This is a genomic window from Altererythrobacter sp. BO-6, from assembly GCF_011047315.1.
Taxonomy (GTDB): Bacteria; Pseudomonadota; Alphaproteobacteria; order Sphingomonadales; family Sphingomonadaceae; genus Erythrobacter.
Genome location: NZ_CP049259.1, coordinates 261,799 through 281,931, shown reverse-complemented (window position 1 = coordinate 281,931; position 20,133 = coordinate 261,799). Strand labels below are relative to the sequence as shown.

General features: G+C 59.9%; 15 protein-coding genes and 2 pseudogenes. 8 read left to right on the top strand and 9 right to left on the bottom strand.

Features of this window, described 5'->3' with window-relative positions:
- Positions 1–4: 4 nt before the first annotated feature.
- Both G6N82_RS01330 and G6N82_RS01325 read right to left on the bottom strand, forming a co-directional pair.
- Complete coding sequence (locus G6N82_RS01330) at positions 5–220, bottom strand: hypothetical protein (RefSeq protein WP_165192995.1); 216 nt, start codon at positions 218–220, stop codon at positions 5–7.
- A gap of 10 nt (positions 221–230) precedes the next feature.
- Positions 231–1,091 (bottom strand): MoxR family ATPase, encoded by an 861-nt coding sequence (locus G6N82_RS01325; RefSeq protein WP_165192993.1) that lies wholly within the window; start codon positions 1,089–1,091, stop codon positions 231–233.
- A 340-nt stretch (positions 1,092–1,431) separates the two neighbouring features.
- On the opposite strand from G6N82_RS01325, the gene G6N82_RS01320 reads away from it, so the two are divergent.
- A complete protein-coding gene (locus G6N82_RS01320; protein WP_165192991.1) occupies positions 1,432–2,646 on the top strand; it encodes a bifunctional alpha/beta hydrolase/OsmC family protein in 1,215 nt (404 codons plus the stop codon).
- Between the two features lie 43 nt (positions 2,647–2,689).
- On the opposite strand, the gene parE is transcribed toward G6N82_RS01320, so the two are convergent.
- Positions 2,690–4,666 (bottom strand): DNA topoisomerase IV subunit B, encoded by a 1,977-nt coding sequence (parE, locus tag G6N82_RS01315; protein ID WP_165192989.1) that lies wholly within the window; start codon positions 4,664–4,666, stop codon positions 2,690–2,692.
- Between the two features lie 58 nt (positions 4,667–4,724).
- Entirely contained in the window at positions 4,725–5,888 is a 1,164-nt protein-coding gene (locus G6N82_RS01310) for a penicillin-binding protein activator (RefSeq protein ID WP_165192987.1), read from the bottom strand.
- Positions 5,889–5,954: 66 nt separating this feature from the next.
- Between G6N82_RS01310 and rsmI the strand changes: the two are divergent.
- The 3 genes and pseudogenes from rsmI to gshB all read left to right on the top strand — a co-directional run.
- Positions 5,955–6,776: pseudogene (gene rsmI / locus G6N82_RS01305) on the top strand (16S rRNA (cytidine(1402)-2'-O)-methyltransferase); the annotation flags it as partial.
- A gap of 6 nt (positions 6,777–6,782) precedes the next feature.
- Positions 6,783–7,133 (top strand): YraN family protein, encoded by a 351-nt coding sequence (locus tag G6N82_RS14910; protein WP_241255279.1) that lies wholly within the window; start codon positions 6,783–6,785, stop codon positions 7,131–7,133.
- Between the two features lie 106 nt (positions 7,134–7,239).
- Positions 7,240–8,191, top strand: a pseudogene (gshB, locus tag G6N82_RS01300) (glutathione synthase).
- A gap of 74 nt (positions 8,192–8,265) precedes the next feature.
- Here the strand turns inward: gshB and arsB are convergent.
- Genes arsB through G6N82_RS01280 form a run of 4 tightly spaced genes read right to left on the bottom strand, consistent with a single transcriptional unit; the run spans position 8,266 to position 10,650 of the window.
- Positions 8,266–9,336: an ACR3 family arsenite efflux transporter gene (gene arsB / locus G6N82_RS01295; RefSeq protein WP_165192983.1), complete on the bottom strand. Its 1,071-nt coding sequence runs from the start codon at positions 9,334–9,336 to the stop codon at positions 8,266–8,268.
- Positions 9,333–9,833 carry an arsenate reductase ArsC gene (locus G6N82_RS01290; protein ID WP_165192981.1) on the bottom strand — a complete coding sequence of 167 codons (501 nt, stop codon included), beginning with the start codon at positions 9,831–9,833 and terminating at the stop codon, positions 9,333–9,335. Before G6N82_RS01290 ends, arsB begins: the two co-directional genes overlap by 4 nt.
- 8 nt (positions 9,834–9,841) lie before the next feature.
- The gene (locus tag G6N82_RS01285; RefSeq protein WP_165192979.1) at positions 9,842–10,312 is read right to left on the bottom strand and encodes an ArsI/CadI family heavy metal resistance metalloenzyme; all 471 of its coding nucleotides are present in this window, start codon (positions 10,310–10,312) and stop codon (positions 9,842–9,844) included.
- Positions 10,312–10,650: a metalloregulator ArsR/SmtB family transcription factor gene (locus tag G6N82_RS01280; protein WP_165197835.1), complete on the bottom strand. Its 339-nt coding sequence runs from the start codon at positions 10,648–10,650 to the stop codon at positions 10,312–10,314. Before G6N82_RS01280 ends, G6N82_RS01285 begins: the two co-directional genes overlap by 1 nt.
- A gap of 343 nt (positions 10,651–10,993) precedes the next feature.
- Between G6N82_RS01280 and G6N82_RS01270 the strand changes: the two genes are divergently transcribed.
- The 4 genes from G6N82_RS01270 (at position 10,994) to G6N82_RS01255 (ending at position 18,531) form a co-directional block, all read left to right on the top strand.
- On the top strand, positions 10,994–13,843 hold the full coding sequence (locus tag G6N82_RS01270; protein WP_165192975.1) for a TonB-dependent receptor: 2,850 nt from the start codon (positions 10,994–10,996) through the stop codon (positions 13,841–13,843).
- A complete protein-coding gene (locus tag G6N82_RS01265) occupies positions 13,843–14,874 on the top strand; it encodes a phytase (protein ID WP_165192973.1) in 1,032 nt (343 codons plus the stop codon). The genes G6N82_RS01270 and G6N82_RS01265 overlap by 1 nt, the downstream gene beginning before the upstream one ends.
- Before the next feature lie 136 nt (positions 14,875–15,010).
- Positions 15,011–17,467, top strand: coding sequence for a PhoX family phosphatase (locus G6N82_RS01260; RefSeq protein WP_165192971.1), 2,457 nt, complete (start codon positions 15,011–15,013; stop codon positions 17,465–17,467).
- A gap of 395 nt (positions 17,468–17,862) precedes the next feature.
- Positions 17,863–18,531, top strand: coding sequence for a hypothetical protein (locus G6N82_RS01255; protein ID WP_206520260.1), 669 nt, complete (start codon positions 17,863–17,865; stop codon positions 18,529–18,531).
- A gap of 205 nt (positions 18,532–18,736) precedes the next feature.
- Here G6N82_RS01255 and G6N82_RS01250 read toward each other — a convergent pair whose 3' ends face one another.
- Complete coding sequence (locus G6N82_RS01250) at positions 18,737–20,089, bottom strand: DUF1254 domain-containing protein (protein ID WP_165192967.1); 1,353 nt, start codon at positions 20,087–20,089, stop codon at positions 18,737–18,739.
- Between the last annotated feature and the right edge of the window lie 44 nt (positions 20,090–20,133).

Genomic DNA, 20,133 nt, shown 5'->3' with positions numbered 1-20,133 from the left:
GCCCTCAATCCGCGCCGCGCGCAGGGGGATCGTTTGCCTCGCCGAAAATATTGACGAGGTGCGATGGCTGACTGGCGAATTCCAGCAGCAGCACGGGACGGATGGCGCTTCCTTCCAGCGGGACCGCAAGCTCCTTCGGGAAATAGCTGCCCATGACGAGGAACACGCCAATCGTCAGCGCGAAGAACAGCAGCGTTAGCCGGTGATCGCCCAGCTTCATGAGGGTGTGCTCAGCTCGGGTTCCGGCGCGCCATGAAGGCAAGCCGTTCGAACATCATCACGTCCTGCTCGTTCTTCAGCAGCGCGCCGTGCAGCGGCGGGATCGCGCTCGTCGGGTTCTTGTCCTGCAGCACGTCGAGCGGCATATCTTCGTTGAGCAGCAGCTTCAGCCAGTCGAGCAATTCGCTGGTCGAAGGCTTTTTCTTCAGGCCCGGCACCTCTCGCAGCTCGTAGAAGATATCCATCGCCTTGCTGACGAGGTTCTTCTGGATCCCCGGATAGTGCACCTCGATGATGTCGCGCATGGTCTCGCGATCGGGGAACTTGATGTAATGGAAGAAACAGCGGCGCAGGAATGCGTCGGGCAGTTCCTTCTCGTTGTTCGACGTGATCACCACGATCGGGCGCTCCTTCGCCTCGATCCGCTCCTGCGTCTCGTAAACATCGAAGCTCATCCGGTCGAGCTCTTGCAGCAGGTCGTTGGGAAACTCGATATCGGCCTTGTCGATCTCGTCGATCAGTAGCACCGGCAGCTCTGGCGAGGTGAACGCCTCCCACAGCTTGCCCCGCTTGATGTAGTTGCGAATGTCGTGGACGCGCTCATCACCCAACTGGCCATCGCGCAGGCGAGCAACCGCGTCATACTCATAAAGACCCTGCTGCGCCTTGGTGGTCGACTTGACGTTCCATTCGATCAGCGGCGCATTGATCGCCTGAGCGATTTCATGCGCCAGCACAGTCTTGCCGGTGCCGGGCTCGCCCTTGACCAGCAGCGGACGGCGCAGCGTGACTGCGGCGTTCACGGCGACCTTGAGGTCCTCGGTCGCGATATAGGAGCTGGTGCCTTCAAAACGCTGCGGTTGCTCGGTCATAGGTCTTTCCTTGAAACTTTCCGCGGGCGTTAAGTTACGCTGGCTTCGCGCGCAAGGGTGACGCTGCGTAAGCTAGCGTTTTGGAGGGGCGATGGAACACCGAACGTACCCTTTTGAAAAACTCCGTTTAGCCAGAATTGCAATGTAGTTCAGAGCATTACGCGGATTTTGCCGTCTTTCTGTGTCACTTTCCACTTATGACCTGCTCCGATCCTGGCGGGTAACCTGCAACATAGCGGTCCATGGCCGGGTAGGAAAATCCAGATGCACGTGTGCCGCATGTTCGCCTTCGGGTAACGGATCAGCTAGGCAGGACGAAATCCGCAACGGGAGACCCGCCATGCCGACCGAAAGCCTGAAGATCACAACCAGCGAAGGACATGAACTCTCCGGTGCGCTCGAACTGCCAAGCGGGCTGGTGCGCGGCGCTGCACTGTTCGCGCATTGCTTCACCTGCACCAAGCAATCGAAGGCGGCGACCGCGGTCACGCGTGCGCTGGCGCGCGAAGGGATCGCCTCGCTGCGGTTCGACTTTACCGGGTTGGGCGCAAGCCAGGGCGAATTCGGCCGCGCCGGTTTTGCCAGCGATGTCGAAGACCTGATCGCCTCGGCCGAGTACCTGATCGGCCGGTTTGACTGCCAGATCCTGCTGGTGGGGCATAGCCTGGGCGGGGCTGCGGTACTGGCGGCGGCAAGCGAGCTGGGCCGGGACAAGGTGGCGGCAGTCGCGACCATCGGTGCGCCGAGCGACGTCCCGCATGTGCTGCACAACATCAAGGGTGATCTTGAGGCAATCGAGCGCGACGGGCAGGGCGAGGTTACCATCGGCGGGCGATCGTTCCTGCTTGGCCGCGAGTTTCTGGAAGCGACCCGTGCCATCAACCTGGTTGAGCAGATGGGCAAGCTGCGCGTGCCGCTGATGATCATGCACGCCCCGACCGACGAGATCGTCGGTATCGCGCATGCCGGAAAGCTGTTCGATGCGGCGAAGCATCCCAAGAGTTTCGTCAGCCTGGCGGGCGCGGATCACCTGCTGCTCGACGAGGATGATGCGAAATTCGCTGCGCGCATGATTGCGGCCTGGGCGGGGCGTTACCTGCCGAATAAGGAGGCGCTGCCGATGCCCGAAGAAGGCGTGGTGGTGCAGACCGGCAACGGCAAATTCGGCACCGAGGTGCATACGGTGAGCCATCGCTTTGTAGCTGACGAACCCCTGTCATATGGCGGGGACGATACCGGGCCGACGCCTTACGACCTGCTGCTGGCGGCGCTGGGCACCTGCACCGCGATGACGATGAAGATGTATGCCGATCGCAAGCAATGGCCCTTCGCCGGTGCGCGCGTGCACCTGACGCATGAGCGCGACCATGCCGAGGATTCAGGCCACGCGCTCGACGATGGCGAAGCGGTGCAGGCGCTCTATCGCAAGATCGAACTATTGGGCGATGCGCTGGACGAGGAACGGCGCGCCAAGCTGATGGAAATCGCCGACAAATGCCCGGTGCACCGGACACTATCGGGGCACTTGCATATTCATACGGAGGCGGTGGGTTAGCGGCTATTCCGCTCGTTCTTCTCCCTTGGGGGAAGGAAAAGGATCAAGCATCGATCATTTCGCGATCCACGTCGCCAGCGTGGTTCTGGATGAAGTTGAAGCGGTGTTCCGGATTGCGCCCCATCAGCTCGTCGACCAGCCTGGCGACAGTGGCGCGCTGTTCGAATTCCAGCGGCAGGGTGATGCGGATCAGCGAGCGCGTTTCGGGGTTCATGGTCGTTTCGCGCAGCTGCTGCGGGTTCATTTCCCCCAGGCCCTTGAACCGGCTGACCTCTACCTTCTTGCCCTTGAACACGCTTTCTTCCAGCTCGGCGCGGTGCGCGTCGTCCCGGGCGTAGCGCGTCTCCTTGCCACTGGTCAGCTTGTAGAGCGGCGGCTGCGCCAGATAGAGATATCCGCCTCGCACCACCTCGGCCATTTCCTGGAAGAAGAACGTCATCAGCAGTGTGGCGATATGCGCCCCGTCGACATCGGCGTCGGTCATGATGATGATGCGGTCATAGCGCAGGTTCTGCGGATCGCAGTCCTTGCGGGTGCCGCATCCCAAGGCCAGCGACAGGTCGGCGATTTCCTGGTTGGCGCGGATCTTGTCGGCGGTGGCGCTGGCGACGTTGAGGATCTTGCCGCGGATCGGCAGGATCGCCTGGCTCTTGCGGTCGCGCGCCTGCTTGGCGCTGCCGCCGGCTGAATCCCCTTCGACGATGAACAGTTCGGTCTCGCGCTCGCCTTCGCCGCTGCAATCGGTCAGCTTGCCGGGCAGGCGCAGCTTCTTGGCGTTGGTGGCGGTCTTGCGCTTGATCTCGCGTTCCTGCTTGCGCTTGAGCCGCTCGTCCATGCGCTCCATCACGCTGCCCAGCAGCGCGCGGCCGCGCTCCATATTGGCGGTGAGGAAGTGGTCGAAATGATCGCGCACCGCGTTTTCGACGAGCCGCGCGGCTTCGGGCGAGGTGAGCCGGTCCTTGGTCTGGCTCTGGAACTGCGGATCGCGGATGAAGACGCTCAGCATCACCTCGCAGCCGGTCATCACGTCATCGGCGGTGATGTCCTTCGCCTTCTTCTGCCCGGTCAGCTCGCCGAATGCGCGCAATGCCTTGGTCAGGGCCGAACGCAGGCCTTGCTCATGCGTGCCGCCATCGGGAGTGGGCACGGTGTTGCAGTACCAGCTGGTCGAACCATCGGACCACAGCGGCCAGGCGATCGCCCATTCAACCCGGCCCTTTTCCTCGGGGAAATCCTGGCTGCCGGTGAAGGGCTGCGCGGTCACGCATTCGCGCGTGCCGATCTGTTCGGCCAGGTGATCGGCCAGGCCGCCCGGGAATTTGAACACCGCCTCTTCCGGCACATCCTCGCTGGCGAGCGATGCCGCGCATTTCCAGCGGATTTCGACGCCCGCGAACAGATAGGCCTTGGAGCGCGCCAGTTTGAACAGCCGTGCGGGCTTGAACTGCCTGTCACCGAAAATTTCCGGATCGGGGGTGAAGCTGACTGTGGTGCCGCGCCGGTTAGGAGTCGGGCCGAGCTGTTCCAGCGGGCCGAGCGTCTGCCCCTTGCCGAATTCCTGCGCATAGAGCTGCCGGTCGCGCGCGACTTCTACCCTGGTGTGGCTGGACAGCGCGTTGACCACGCTCACGCCCACGCCGTGCAGGCCGCCGCTGGTGGCATAGGCCTTGCCGGAGAACTTGCCGCCCGAGTGGAGTGTGGAAAGGATCACTTCCAGCGTCGATTTGCCGGGAAACTTGGGATGTTCGTCAACCGGGATGCCGCGGCCATTGTCGCTGATCGACAGGCGGTTGCCCTCGTCGAGCCGCACCTCGATGCGGCTGGCGTGGCCCGCGACCGCCTCGTCCATCGAATTGTCTAGCACTTCGGCGGCCAAGTGGTGCAGCGCGCGATCGTCCGTCCCGCCGATATACATGCCGGGGCGGCGGCGGACGGGCTCAAGCCCCTCCAGCACCTCGATGGAGGAGGAATCGTAATCGCCGCTCGATGCAGGCGTGTTTTCGAACAGATCGTCGGACATGGCTTGAGCCTATATGCCGCGCGTCATCGCGCCGACAAGCAGGGCGGAAAGGTTTTGCTCAGTCGCCGAAGCGGGCGGGCGCCGGATCGACCACCACGACATCGCTCGCCTGCACTTCACGCACTTCCATCGCCCGTTCGATCACGCCGTTGGTGCCGAAACGGAACGCGCCGTCAAGGCCAAGGAAACCGTCGCTGGCGGTAAGGCTTCCGACTGGAAATGGCCGCCCGACGCGCCATTCGCGCGCGACCCGCAGGGTCAGCAGCACGGCGTCATACCCCAGCGTGGAAATGCGATAGGGGGCAGAGCCGAAACGGTTCTGATAGCTGTCGCGGAAGCGCTGGAAGCGCTGGTTAGAGACGGCGGAGAACAGCGCCCCGCGCAGCGCGCTGGTGCGGGTGACGGCGCTTTCGCCGCTCCACAGCTCGGTTCCCACGATGCGCGGGTTCGCGCCGCCTTCCTTCAACGCGCTGGCACCCTGAGCCGCCAGCTGGACGCCATCGGCGATCAGCACGGTGTCATAGCCGCCGCCCTCGCGCAGGCGATTGGCCGCACCGATCACCGCGCTGCTGCCGCGATCATAACGTTCGGTCCGCCGCAGCAGGCCGCCGTAATTGCGCAGCGCATTGTTGAGCGCGCTGGAGGCACGGTCGCCGTAGTCGCCGGTCGGCAGGAGCGCCGCAAAACTGTTCGCCCCTCGCGAACGGGCATAGGCGACCGAACGTTCGATCGATTGTTCGGGGATATGCCCCATCACGAACACATCTTGCGCAGCGACGGTGGTGTTGTTGCTGAAGGAGATCAGCGGCACGCCAGCACGGCGCGTGACGGCCAGTACGGCGGGTACGTTGTCCGACAGCATCGGCCCCAGGATCAACCGGTTGCCATCGGCGATCGCCTTGGCGGCAGCCTCGCGCGCGCCCGCTGCCGTATCATAGGTCGTGATCCGCAGGTTTTCCGCGCTGGTGTCGAGGATCGCCATGTTGGCGGCGTTGGCGATCGACTGGCCCACCGCACCGTTCTGCCCGCTCAGAGGAACAAGGATTGCGATGCGGTGGCGCGTTTCGTCGGTCGGCAGCGTGGTCGCGCTCGGTTCCGGCGTGGGGGTAGGCGTCGGCGCAGGCACGGCCGGGCCGGTCTTGGGGATGACCTGGCAGCCCGCCAGGAACAGTGCCGTCGCGCCGACCACAAGGTTGCGCCGATTGAACAAATTCCGCTTCATGCTTGCCGACCCCATATCCGCTGCTCCAAAGAGCATGCCGTGAACAGCATCGCCCCTGAATCAGCCCTGTCTGAACCACTCTCTCCCGGCCTCTATATCGTTGCCACGCCGATTGGCAATTTAGGCGACATAACGCTCCGTGCCGTCGATGTGCTGAGGCGCTGCGATGCGGTGGCCTGCGAAGATACGCGGGTGACCGGCAAATTGCTGAAGCATCTGGGCTTTTCGAAGCCGCTGTTGCGCTATGACGATCATGCGAGCGAGGCGACCACGCACAGGCTGGTTGAGCGTGCGGCAAGCGAGGCGATTGTGCTGGTCAGCGATGCGGGCACGCCGCTGATTTCCGATCCGGGCTTCAGGCTGGTGAGGGAGGCGCGTACGGCCGATGTGCCGGTCACGACCCTGCCCGGGGCCTGCGCGGCGATCGCCGGGCTGACACTGTCGGGCCTGCCAAGCGACGCCTTCCTGTTTGCCGGCTTCCTGCCGGTGAAGGACAAGGCGCGCGGCGAAGCGCTGGAGGCGCTGGCGCGGGTCGAAGCTACGCTGGTGTTCTACGAAAGCGGCCCGCGCCTGGTGAAATCGCTCGAAGCGATTGCGGGGCTGTGGCCCACGCGCGAAGTCGCGGTCGCGCGCGAATTGACCAAGCTTTACGAGGAATGCCGCACCGGTTCTGCCTCCGAACTAGCGGCTCATTATCAGGACAATCCGCCCAAGGGGGAGATCGTGCTGATGGTCAGCCCGCCAGCGGAAGGTAGCGCCGAAGCTGATCCCGACGAGCTGCTGCGCGAGGCGCTGTCTGATCTGAAGCCCTCCCAAGCGGCCGCGCAAGTGGCCAAGGCCACCGGGCTGGACCGCAAGGCGCTCTATGCGCGCGCGCTGGAGCTCAAAGGGGGAATGAGCCGCCAGCAGGCGGAGCGCGAGGGGCGCAAGGGTGAATGGCGCGCTGCTGCCTGGCTGAAACTGAAAGGGTGGCGCGTGCTGGGCGAACGGGTCAAGACCCCTCGCGGCGAGATTGACCTGATCGTCAAGCGGGGCGGGGTGGTCGCCTTCGTCGAAGTGAAGTGGCGCCAGCGCGCGGCCGATCTCGATCATGCGATCGATGCCTACCGGCTGCGCCGGGTGGCCGATGCGGTGGAATGCGTCGCGCACAATTACGCGCAGGACGGCGAGGATATCAGGATCGACGTGATCCTGCTTGCACCCGGCGCCTTGCCACGCCACATCGTCAACGCCTGGATGCCTTGAGTTTTCCGTTCATCTCTCGACTGGGCTCGAGACGAACGGTTAGGGGCCGCCGTGGAAATCCGTTCGTGTCGAGCGAAGTCGAGACACTGGCCGATAAGGAATAACGATGACCCTTAGAGTAGCCGTCCAGATGGACCCGATCGAAACCGTCAAGATCGCGGGCGATCCGTCCTTTGCCTTGATCGAAGCGGCACAGAAGCGCGGGCACATTTGCTATGAATACCATGTCGAAAGCCTGACGCTCGATGCCGAGGACCGGCTGCATGCGACCTGCTTCCCGGTGAAAGTGCAGCGGATCGAAGGCGATCATGTAACCAAGGGCACCCCCGTCCGGCTTGACCTCGGCAAGGATATCGACGTGGTGCTGATGCGGCAGGATCCGCCGTTCCACATGGGCTATATCACCGCAACACACATGCTCGAGCGGATCAGGCACGAAACGCTGGTGGTCAACGATCCGGTCAGCGTGCGCAACGCGCCCGAAAAGGTGATGGTGCTCAACTATCGCCGCTTCATGCCGCCCACGCTGGTGACGCGCAGCGCGGAGGAAGCGCGCGCTTTCATGGAACAGCATGGCGCGATCGTGGATGAAGCCGATCCACGGCAATGGCGGCAAGGCGATCTTCCGCATTCCGGAAAACGGCGAGAACCTTTCCGCGCTGTTCGAAGTGTTCAACCAGACCTGGCCCGAGCCGCATATGCTCCAGCCTTTCCTTCCCGAAGTGGCCGAAGGCGACAAGCGGATCGTGCTGGTTGATGGCGTGGTGGCAGGCGCAATCAACCGCAAGCCGGGCAAGGGCGAGTTCCGCAGTAACCTGGCCATGGGCGGCAGCGCCGAGGCGACCGACCTCTCCGCCACCGAGCGCGAAATTTGCGAGGCGATGGGGCCGGAACTGAAGCGGCTTGGCCTGGTGTTCGTTGGCATCGATGTGATCGGGGGCAAGTACCTTACCGAGATCAACGTGACCTCACCCACCGGGATCATGGCGATCGACCGCTTCAACGGCACCGATACGCCGGGGATGATCTGGGATGCGATCGAGGCGCGGTTGGGGTAAATCCGCTCTTAGGAAGCTACGCTCGTTACATTAGTGCCCGCTTTTGGGTGGAAAGCAGACGTTCGGCTCCTAGACTAATTTGGCTGGAAGCTGCCTCGCGTCCGATTTGCGATCGCCACAAGCGACAGCATCACCGGCACCTCGACCAGCACGCCGACGACCGTTGCCAAGGCGGCTCCGCTACCCAGCCCAAACAATCCGATGGCTACTGCAACAGCCAACTCGAAAAAGTTTGATGTGCCGATCAGTGCGCAAGGGGCTGCTACCGCATGTGGCACCTTCCACGCCTTGGCCCAACCATAGGCGATCAGGAAGATGCCATAACTCTGGACGATGATCGGCGCGGCGATCAGCGCGATCAGCAACGGGCGCGCCACGATGTTTTCGGCCTGGAAGCCGAACAGCAGTAGCACCGTCAGCAGTAGGCCGGCGATCGAGAGCGGCTTAACCCGTCCTGTGAACTCGGACACAGCCGTTTCATCGCCGCCATGCGTTTCGAGCAGTCGATGCCGCACGAAAGCTCCAGCCGCGAGCGGCACGACCACATAGAGTGCGACCGAGAGCAGCAGCGTCTCCCAAGGAACCGCAATGTCGGTCACGCCGAGCAGAAGCGCGACGATTGGCGCGAAGGCGACAATCATGATGAGATCGTTCGCCGCGACCTGCACCAGCGTATACGCCGGATCGCCCTTGGTGAGTTGCGACCACACGAACACCATCGCCGTGCAGGGTGCCGCGCCAAGTAGTATCAAACCTGCGATATACTGCTGCGCATCGGCAGGCTCGATCAGACCGGCAAAGACGATCTCGAAAAATAGCACGCCAAGCGCCGCCATTGTGAACGGCTTGATGAACCAGTTTACGACCAGCGTGATGATAAGCCCCTTGGGCTTGTCTCCGACGCGGCGAACCGCTCCGAAATCGACCGCTACCATCATCGGGAAGATCATCGCCCAGATGAGCACTGCCACGACGAGGTTGACCGAGGCATATTCGACCGCTGCCAATGCAGCGAAGATACCCGGTGCAACATTGCCAAGCGCAATTCCGGTGAGGATGGCTGTGCCCACCCAAACGGAGAGCCATTTCTCGAACAGGCCGAGACCCGCCGCGCGGGCATCGATTTCAGCAGCGGCAACGCTCATTGCTGATCCGCCTGTTTACCGATGGCCTGCAGCCTTTCGCGCAAGACGATCTGCTCCAGGCTGGCAATCGGTAGCGCGAGCATCAGATCGATGCGCCGCTTGAGCATGCGGAAGGCATCAAGGAAGGCTGCTGCCTTCTCGGCATCACTGCCCTCGACCGATGCCGGGTCTGGGATGCCCCAATGTGCGGATGTCGGGCGTCCGGGCCAGACCGGGCAGGTTTCCGCCGCCGCGCTGTCGCAGACCGTGAAGATCAGGTCGAACTCTTGGCCATCGGCAAACTCGCTCCAGCTCTTCGAGCGATAGCCTTCTGCCGGATAGCCCAAGGTCTTGAGCGTATGGATAGCCCACGGATTGACCGTGCCGGTCGGATTGCTTCCAGCGCTGAAAGCCTTGAAGCGGCCCTCGCCGTCATGGTTGAGGATTGCTTCGCCCAGGATCGAGCGAGCGGAATTGCCCGTGCACAGGAACAGCACGTTTAGCGGTTGGTCGGACATGGATTTCCTCAGCAGCCGGAAGTCTTCTCAGGAACCACCTGTGGCGCGCAGCAAGCGCTCGACGCGGCATTCGCGGACGCGAGCTGATTGAAGTCAGGACTGCCCCCGTAGGTCGTGCTCTCACCTTCGGTCAGGAAGGCTTCCCACACAACGCCATCGGGATCGGCTATCCAGCTCTTCTCCGATTGCGCGTAGCAGCAGGTCGTTGCGCCTTCTTCCAGCACCGGACGGTCGGCGGCCTTGAGACGGCCATAGACCTCCTCGAGTTCGGCTTTGTCCTCGACCTGCAAGCCGACATGCTCGATGCCCTTGGTCGCATTCTCGCGCATCGAGATCGCGAAGTTGATGCGAGGGTCATCGAGCATCCATTTGGCATAGTCGGCCTTCACCACGGCAGGCTCGGCACCGAACAGGCTCGAATAGAAGGCAATGGACCTGTCGATGTCGGTCACGCCGACATGCACATGGAAGCGTTTCATCAGGCGCTCTTTCTTTCAGGAGAGGGAAGACAGGCGGCATCTTCGGAACAGGACATGCCGCCGCAGCAGTTTTCGGTGAGGTAGCCCATCAGGCCGTTCATCGCGGCGTAGTCCGCCGAATAGATGATCGAGCGGCTTTCGCGCCGTTGCGAGACCAGACCCGCATTGGCGAGCTGGGCAAGGTGAAAGCTCATCGAAGACGGAGGCACGGCGAGCTTTTCAGCCAGCATCCCGGCGGCAACACCTTGCTCGCCTGCCTGCACTAGCAGGCGGAATGCGGCGAGGCGATGTTCCTGTGCCAAGGCGGACAGGGCGCGGATCACTTGGTCGGCTTGCATGACGTGCTCCAATACTTCGATAAATATCAAAATATGGAAACATAAAATGGCAGTCAAGCCACTTCGGCCGTCTTCAGATTATTTGCTGGGTACGCTCAAAGCCCGGATTTCGGAGTCACCACTCTGACTGCGCGGCTGCTGATGAAGCTGATCAGTCGGTCGCGGCTGGGTGCACTGATCGCGAGCCGTTTGTCAGCAGTGCTGAAAAAACGTCGCGAAGCCTACGAAACTACGACTGGATTGGGACGATTGTCGCAAACTCTTAATCAAGCCGTCACGGCAAAGCAGCCATGCTGACATGTATGGCTTTTAATGCCCTCGCAAACAGTGAGGGCAACATTCCATGACCATCAAATTCAAACTGCTCGCTGGGGCTGCGATCGCAATGGCCTCTATCCCTTCTGCCACCCATGCTGGCGAAATTGCAGGTAAGGTAACCGATGCTGCGAACACGGTTTCGATCCGCGCCGCCGAGATCAGGATTGTCGAACTCGGTCGAGTGTCAACAACCGAACGTGATGGCTCCTTCAGTTTTGCCGATATTCCCGCTGGCACTTACACGCTTGAAGTATCTTATATCGGGGCTGAAACGCAGACCCAGACGGTGACTGTATCCGAAGCTGGCGTCGAGACCGTAAACTTTGCGCTTGGTTCTGCCGCGAACGGCAACATCTTGGTGATAGGGCAGATTGCCAACCAGGCTTCGGCCTTGGCCCGCAAGCGTGCTGCAGACGGGGTGAGCGACGTGCTTACGCGCGACGCAATCGGCCAGTTCCCCGATCAGAACGTAGCAGAGTCGCTGCGTCGCCTGCCCGGCGTAAATATCCTGAATGACCAGGGTGAGGGTCGCTTCGTTTCTGTTCGTGGGCTTGATCCTGAACTCGTCTCTACCTCGCTCAACGGCGTGCGCTTACCTGCGCCCGAAAGCGATGTTCGATCGGTCGCGCTGGACGTAATTTCCAGCGACATCATCGAATCGATCGAAGTGAAGAAGTCGCTCACACCCGATATGGATGGCGACACGATCGGCGCATCGGTCGAAATTGAAACGACCAGCGCCTTCGATCGTCAGAACGATCTCCTGACCGTAAAGCTGGAAGGCAGCTATAACGACTATTCGGGCGAGGTGACGCCCAAGGGAAGCATCGATTTTGCCGCACGGCTAGGTGAGAACGTCGGCATCTCCGGCGGGATATCCTACTACAAGCGTGAATTCGAGACCGACAACATCGAGGCCGATGACTGGATCGACGATGGCGCGATTGTCCCACTCGAACTTCAGTATCGCGATTATGATGTCGAACGCGAGCGCATCAGCGCGACGCTTGGACTCGATTTCCGAGCGGGCGATTCAACCGAGCTTTATGTGAAAGGAATCTGGAGCCAGTTCGACGATCAGGAATACCGCCGTCGTCTTACCTTCGACCTCGGCGATTTCGAGGATTTCGGGCCGACCAGCTTTTCCGGATCTGCCGCGACGTTTGACGATACGACTATCGTCGTTAGCGGGGACGATGTGCGTCAGCGTATTCAGGTCGAGCGGGATGTTAAGGATCGCTTCGAACGTCAGAGAATTCGCTCACTGGTCGCAGGGGGTAAGAGCGACTGGGGCGATTGGTTCGCAGAGTATTCTGCCAGCTGGGCCAAATCGACCGAACGGGAAAGCGGATCTGTCGATCCAGCGGAGTTCCGCCAGCGCTTCTCGGATGACGGGCTGATTGTTGGCTTCGACTTCGCTGATCCGCGCGTCCCTGCCTATTCGGTCATTTCCGATCCGGGCAGCTTCTTCGATCCCGCAGAATACGGGCTCAACGATATCGAATTCACAGCGCTGTCGGACTCCCAGGATGAGGAATATACGGCGAAGCTGGATCTCGGACGCCGCTTTGCGACGGACACTGGTGAGTTTACCGTCCAGGGCGGGGTCAAAGCGCGCTTCCGCGAGAAGTCTTATAACAAGACTGTCGAGTTCTACGAAATCGACGACTACATATTGGCTGACGCCTTGGGCATCGGCCAAACTTACCGTCTGGCCGACATCTCACCTTTGCCGGGCTATACCGAAGCGACCGACTTCTTCCTAAGCAATGCCAGCCAGTTCGAACTGGTGGAGGCCGACAGCCAGTTCGATTCTGCGGTCGAGGATTATTCAGTCCAGGAAGATGTAACGGCCGGATACCTGCTCGGCCGGTGGGATAGCGCCGATCTGCGGGTGATCGCAGGCTTGCGCTATGAGCACACAGCCAACGATATTGTAGGCAATGTCGTGACCCTGGTCGAGGAAGACGGAACGCTTCCCGACGGAACAACGGCAACCGAAGACACCGTCTTGGTCAGCCAGGGCTTCTTCACGAAGAACTATGACAACTGGCTGCCGAGCCTCAACATCCGCTATGAGGCGCAACCGGACCTGATCCTTCGCGTCGCCGGTTATCGCAGTCTTGTTCGTCCAAAGTTGTCGGCATTGGCGCCTCGATTTGCCGTGGAGCAGAATGACGACGACGAGCGCGAAGGCGAGTTCGGCAATCCCGCGCTTGATCCCTACAGGGCCTGGAACTTCGATGCCTCGGCAGAATATTACCTCAGCTCTAATGGAGCGATCTCGGCGGCGTTCTTCTACAAGGAAATATCGGACTATATCGTAGACACCGTCCAGGAAAGCGGGACCTTCAACGGGATCGATTTCGACGAAGCGCTGATCCCGATCAATGGCGACAAGGCCGAAGTATTCGGTATCGAACTTGGCTATTCACAGGCATTTACCGGCCCCCTCGATGGCTTTGTCGTCCAGGCGAATTACACCTATACAGATGCTGAGGGCACGGTGTTTACCGACGGCGATGTCAGCGATCCGCGCACAATCCCGCTACCTGCGACATCGAAACATACGGCCAATATCTCGCTAGGCTATGACAAGGGCCCATTCGACATCCGTCTGTCCGGCACCTATCGCGATCGTTATCTCGATGAACTGGCCGACGAGGCAGATTTCGATCGCTATGTCGACGATCATTTCCAGTTGGATCTGAGTGCCAAATTCCGGGCCACCGAAAGAGTCCAACTGTTCTACGAGTGGGTCAACATCAACAACGCGAAATATTTCGCCTACAACCGTCTCGGCGGGCGCCAGAACATCTACCAGTATGAGGAATACAACTGGACGATGAAGTTCGGCGCGAGAGTGACCTTCTGATGCAGAGAGTTCTGGCTTCGCTCCTCTGCTTCTCAACGGGTATCGTCGCGGGTTGCGCGACGATGCCTTTGACTGGCGACCCTGCGGTGGCCGTCTTTGCCCTTGCGGAAACCGAACCAGTCGGAACATCAGATCAGGATGCGGCAGACGATCCGGCGATATGGCGAAATACTTCCGATCCTGCGCAAAGCCTGGTCGTCGCGACCGACAAGAAGGCTGGACTATACGTTTACGGCCTTGACGGTCGAACGCGCAGCTTCTTGCCCGCTGGACTGCTCAACAATGTCGATCTGACAACCTTGAAAGATGGCCGGGTGCTGGTTGCAGCGAGCGACCGCACAGATCTTGCAACCGCACATATCCTGCTCGCATGGCTCGATACCGACACAGCTGCACTGTCCGAAATAGGCCGCTTCAAAGTTGCTCCAGGTGAAGCCTATGGCTTGTGCATGTCCATGCCTGACGCCGGAGGCTCGATCAGCATCTTCAGCCCAATCAAGGATGGCGGAGTTTATAGGTCGAACTTCTTGCAAAGCGGCGGATCATGGGTCGCAAAATCGACCAAGCTACATCAACTCGCCAGCCAGCCTGAAGGGTGCGTATATGACGATCGCACCGATCAACTTTTTGTCGGCGAGGAAATGGCCGGGATTTGGCGTTTTGATCTGGCGACGGACAATGCGCCGAGATTGGTTGCAGCAGTAGACAACCGCATGCTGGTCGCGGACGTGGAGGGGCTGGCAATCATGCCGAATGACAAAGATGGCGGGTATCTGGTCGCCTCAAGCCAGGGTGACAACGCCTATGCGGTCTTCAGCCTTCCCGATGTCAAGCCAGTCGGACGATTTCGCATTGCTGCAGGTGCCATTGGCGCTACGCAAGAAACCGACGGGATCGAGCTGAAGGGTGGCAATTTCGGACCGCAGTTCCCCGACGGACTGTTCGTCGCGCAGGATGGCGACAACCGGCCCTATGCGCAAAATTTCAAGCTCGTATCGTGGCGCGATATCATGGCAGCCTTGGAGAATTGATCGATATTAGCTTGCCACAATCGGCAATTGGTCAAGATTCGGTCGGATCACTGCCATCGACATCGCGCCAAAGAGTCACCGACTCACATTAGCTTCACACCCTGAGATTCGCTCAAATCAAAAGGGGTATTCAGCGATGGATCTAAGCCTGCATTCCGGTCTCTATTCCGATGGCGATGTCGATACCAACACCAGCAACAACCCATCATTGGGCGACATGATCGAGCAGCGCATTTCGCGCCGCAGCGCGATCCTGGGAGGCGCCAAGGCTACCGGAGTTGCAGTGTTCAGTTCTTCCTTGGTGGCTGCCTGCGGCACCGGCGATAGCGGCGCTGCTACGTTAGCCGTAAGCCCCAATGGCCAGACTGCCTTGTCGGTATCTTCCGGCCAGATGGTCTCGCTTGAATCGATCGCCAGTTCTGGCAGTGCGTCCTATACCCAAGCGATGGGTCCACAGGTCGAATTGCTTGAGGTTGAAGGGCGTCCAGGCAGCTTCATTGCCCCCGCCGTGTCCGAGCCGACAACGATCCAGGTCAATGTCCGCAGCGCCCAGGGAAGCGCAACCAAGACTGTTCCGGTCGAAGTGGTGGTCAACCCAGCCAAGCTGACATTCGCGACAGTCGACAAGAACTTCGACGATGTCGTGACTGTTCCCGCAGGTTACTCGGTCAAGGTAATTACGGCGCTCGGCGATCCAATTGCCGCCGGCGTGCCGGCCTTCAAGAACGACGGGAGTGATACCAATTTCGCGCAGCGGATCGGCGATCATGGCGACGCGCTCTACTATTTCGGCCTCGGCCCTAACGACAAACCCAATCCCAATTCTTCCAGTCGCGGCCTGCTGGCGCAGAATCATGAGAACCTCAATGTGCAGTATCTGCATCCGAACGGCCCGTCGGGTTTGCCCCGGCCAGAAGGAGAAGCCATCAAGGAAATCGAGGCCCACGGCGTATCGGTCATCGAACTGATAGATCGGGGCAAGCGCGATTGGCAGACGGTGCAGAACAGCCCCTTCAACCGTCGGATAACGCCCAACACTCCAATGCAGATCAACGGCCCGGTGCGGGGCACCAGCTTCGTGAAGACCAAATATTCGCCCGCAGGCACTGACGGTCGCGGCACGATCAACAATTGTGCCAACGGCGTTACCAAGTGGAACTCGCTGCTCACCTGCGAGGAAAACTGGGCGGGCTACTTCAAGCGAACGGGTGACGCAGCCAACCGTTCTGCAGAAGAGCTGGTCGCTCTTGGCCGTTACGGCGTCAGCAGTTCGACCGGAAACTACGGCTGGGCGTCAGTCCAGGCGGTCAACTTGCCACAAGACATCTTCTCGCGGTGGGATGCTGGTGCCACCACTGCCAATCCAGACGATGCCGTGCTCGATCACCGCAATGAGCCAAACCAGTTTGGCTGGGTGGTTGAAATAGATCCTTATGACCCATCTTCCACGCCGCGGAAGCGCACTGCGCTGGGCCGAATGGGGCACGAAGGCGCGTGGATGGGCAAGGTCGCTAACAACCAGCGTCTGGCCGTCTATATGGGCGACGATGCTCGAAACGAATATTTCTACAAGTTCGTCTCGGCTACACCGTGGGAGCAAAAAGACGAGAAGTCCGATGATCGGCTCGGCGTAGGTGACAAATACCTCGACAACGGGACGCTCTGTGTTGCCGTTTTCAATGCCGACGGCACCGGCCAATGGAAGCCGCTGGTATTCGGGCAGATCCCCAATGCGACTGGTTATGTCTTCAAGAGCCAGGCCGATGTGCTCGTCCACACTCGCCTGGCCGCAGACGCAGTGGGTGCCACGACGATGGACCGCCCCGAATGGACTGCCTGTAATCCGCAGACCGGCGAAATTTACCTGACGCTGACCAACAATCGCCAGCGCAATCGCCCGATTTCGCAGGTCAATGCGGCTAACCCCCGCTTCTACAATGATCCGCCGAACACGAGTTCGGGCAATTACGGCAATCCAAATGGTCACATCATTCGCATCCGCGAGGAAGGAGACGATCCTGCCTCGCTGACCTTCCGCTGGGACATCTACCTGTTCGGTGCGGATTCACAGGATCCGGTCATCGCCGGGGTCGATCGCAACATTTCGGGGCTGACCACCGATAATGATTTTGCCAGCCCTGATGGCCTGTGGTTCTCGCGTGATCAGAACCCCGCCGGTCGCGTTCGGCCGCTGCTTTGGATCCAGACTGACGATGGATCGATGGACGATCGCACCAACGACCAAATGCTTGCTGCATTGCCGGGGTATGTCGGTGATGGCGGCGCGATGGTCGTTTCGGGGATGGATGCCACCGGCGCGACGTCTTCTCAATTGACGCAAGTTGGCGCTGCACCAGATGTCGCCGTATTGCGTCGGTTCCTGGTCGGTCCAAAGGAATGCGAGATCACTGGTGTCGATACAACTCCGGATGGCCGCACCCTGTTCGTCGGCATCCAACACCCAGGTGAGGATGGCGAACCGGCATCGCCGAGCAGCAACTGGCCGCAAAGCCAGACGGGTAACTTTACCGGGCGCCCACGTTCTGGCGTGGTAGCCATCACCAAAGACGACGGTGGTATCGTCGGCCTTTGACCGCATTAGGCGCTGGAGTGGGAAGTTACGCCTTACCGCTCCAGAGGCCAAAACGATCCGGTAATGGCTGCAGACAAGGTCGGATGCCGACGGCTCGCTTAGGAATGACGCCAAGGTATGACCGTTCGTGGGTCGTTAGCAGCCTGACCTCTACTGGCTGAAAGCTAAGCACAGCAGTCTGTCTGCTATCAGGACGCCTCTAAAAGCTGAGATGCGGCTGCTGTTGGGTGGAAAGCGGTCGTCGAGCTATTCATCTTTCCAAGCCAATCGACCTTCATTTTCGCATCAAACATTTGCGATTGCAAAGCGAAAAAAAGAAGCGCAATCATCCACCCAATTAGTGGGTCGATGTTCCGAATTGATGCTGTCGGTATCTTGGTGTTTGGGAGGTCGGTATGCTCTTATCTCGCTTGGCTATTGCAACACTGTTCACGGTCTTTGCGCTATCTATTTCTGTAGCCGCACAAACAGTGGTCCCTCCGGAATTTAAGGTTTTGAAGCCTGGTCCTGTAATACCAATGGGACCGGACAATTTCCAACTCACTGGCTCCTTCAGCGTGAGTAGAGGCACGAATGCTCAACCGCTGGAGGAAAGATCATTTGGGTCCGGTGGAGCATGCATTTACGCTGACTTGGCTGCGGTAGGTGCGCCTGAGCTTTCCTGCACAAACAACTCTCAATGCACCCAGGCGTTTACTTCGTTTCATGAAGCGAACTTGGGAAATCCAAATTACGACGTCGCCTCATTCAGCGGCTCATCTGGTCAATGTATTGCTAATAAATGCTGGTATCGCCCTGGCGCTCGTCTCTGCACCAGAATGATTCCGCCAGGTTCTTTTGCGCTGGGTCATCACAAATTTGGTCCATTTAACCTTGACCACGTGGCAAAATTCTTTGGCGATGATGCAAAGATTGATTGGCAGGTCGTAACTTGCTCCAATCGCGCGCAAGAAAACGGAAGAGACGATACGTCATGTGCAACGGGCCAGGGGATCTATAATCCACCTTCGAATGCGAAGGCCACAGATTGGGAAGAAGTCGTGCGATACCCCAACGAAGCCTAACTGAAACACGGAGCTCAACCAAAACGTCCGCGACTGGGTCGGAAGCGGCTGGTCCGGTTTCGGCTGATAGCGGTGCGAAGCGGATTGTCGGCTTTCAGGATGCTTCCTGGAGCTAGTTACCGGCAGCTAATGGGTGGAAAGCGGACAACGCTATCTTGGAACCAGGAACACGGCGTTAGCAGACGGCCAGCCTGGCTGGCTTCACCTAGTCGTTCGCTCGCTCGACCGGATCGAGCAGAAATGCGCCGTCGGTAAAGGACAGTTTTGGCCGATAGGCACGAAAGACAAGCAGGAACGGCCCATCCGGAGCTGGCAGCCAGTTGTCGGCCCCTGTTGGCTTGGTGTGCGCGATATCGATCGATATTCCTCTGTCTTCCGATCTTACGAGATCAGTACCGGTGCTGCTAATTGCATAGCGATCGATCGCATTTTCGTATAGGAACCAGCGTCCAGATTCAGCAGGCTGATAAAGCGACAATGACCAGAATGCCTGGACAGGGACGTCAGGTGCAATGCGCAATCGATAGTGCTTCGCACCATCCAGCGCATCACCTGCGGAATCGCGCGTTGTTATCGAATTGAACGCTTCGTGCTTCGGAAGCGCTGCGAGACCACCCAGCGCGATGGCCGAACGATACACATCGTCGGTCTCGAACTGGGCTATATTGGACGCAGGGTAGCGCCATCCGTTGCGAAATGTTCCGGCGTTTTCGAATACCTGCCTCGCTTCGCGGTAAAAGGTAGGGAGATTGCTTTCCCATATGCGCTGCATGGTGGGATTAAGTTGAGTAAAGGAGTTGCGATCACCCGGCACAAGTCCGGTTGGCGCGAAACAGGCCAGCCGTTCAGCCTGACTTGGCGGCAACGGATCGCGCGCCAAAGCCTCGTTCACAGCGGCAAGGAACTGGCTTGCTCCAGGACTCTCGGGTAGCGCTTCTCCAAGCTCGGCCTCGATCGGCACATCGCTCTCAATCGTGTAGGACGCCTGCAAGCGCCGCGCTTCAGCCAGGTCACCGCTTCCCTCGACAAATGTTCGCGCGACAAGCCATGCGTCACGTGTCGGCGAGCGGATCAGCGTTTCCCCGGCAGAGGCCGACCCTTCCCATTCAGGTCCCGCAATGAGGAACTGGCGCCGGACTGTGCCTTCATTGCGCAGGATCGCAAAAGTGTCTGAGAATCCATGCATCAGCTGAACGCTATGATAGCGATCTCCCATCGCGGGTATCGAAAATCGCACGGGGCCTTCAGAAAGATCGAGCCAGGCAGTGGAATAGAGGGTATCGCTGTTGGGCGTAGTTATCGTGCGGTCATCCGGCCTTGACAGCGCCGGGCGATGGATCAGGGCATTGAAATCGGCCCCCGACAGAGAGAGCATCCGCTGCCGCGTGCGCGCCATCTCGTAAAGCGGCAGAGCAAACTGAAACGCACGGCGAGCGGCTTCCTTCTTCGTTGCCGACGAAGTGCAGCGTGCCGCCTTTTCCTCGCCGCCGCTATGCAGCGGCGCCGCGCAGGATGATGCGAGAAGCGCGAGCGGGAGGATTACAAGGTCTGTTCTCATAAGATGCGGTCTTCCGTGTGTGGCGCGGAAGGAGATCAAACCTC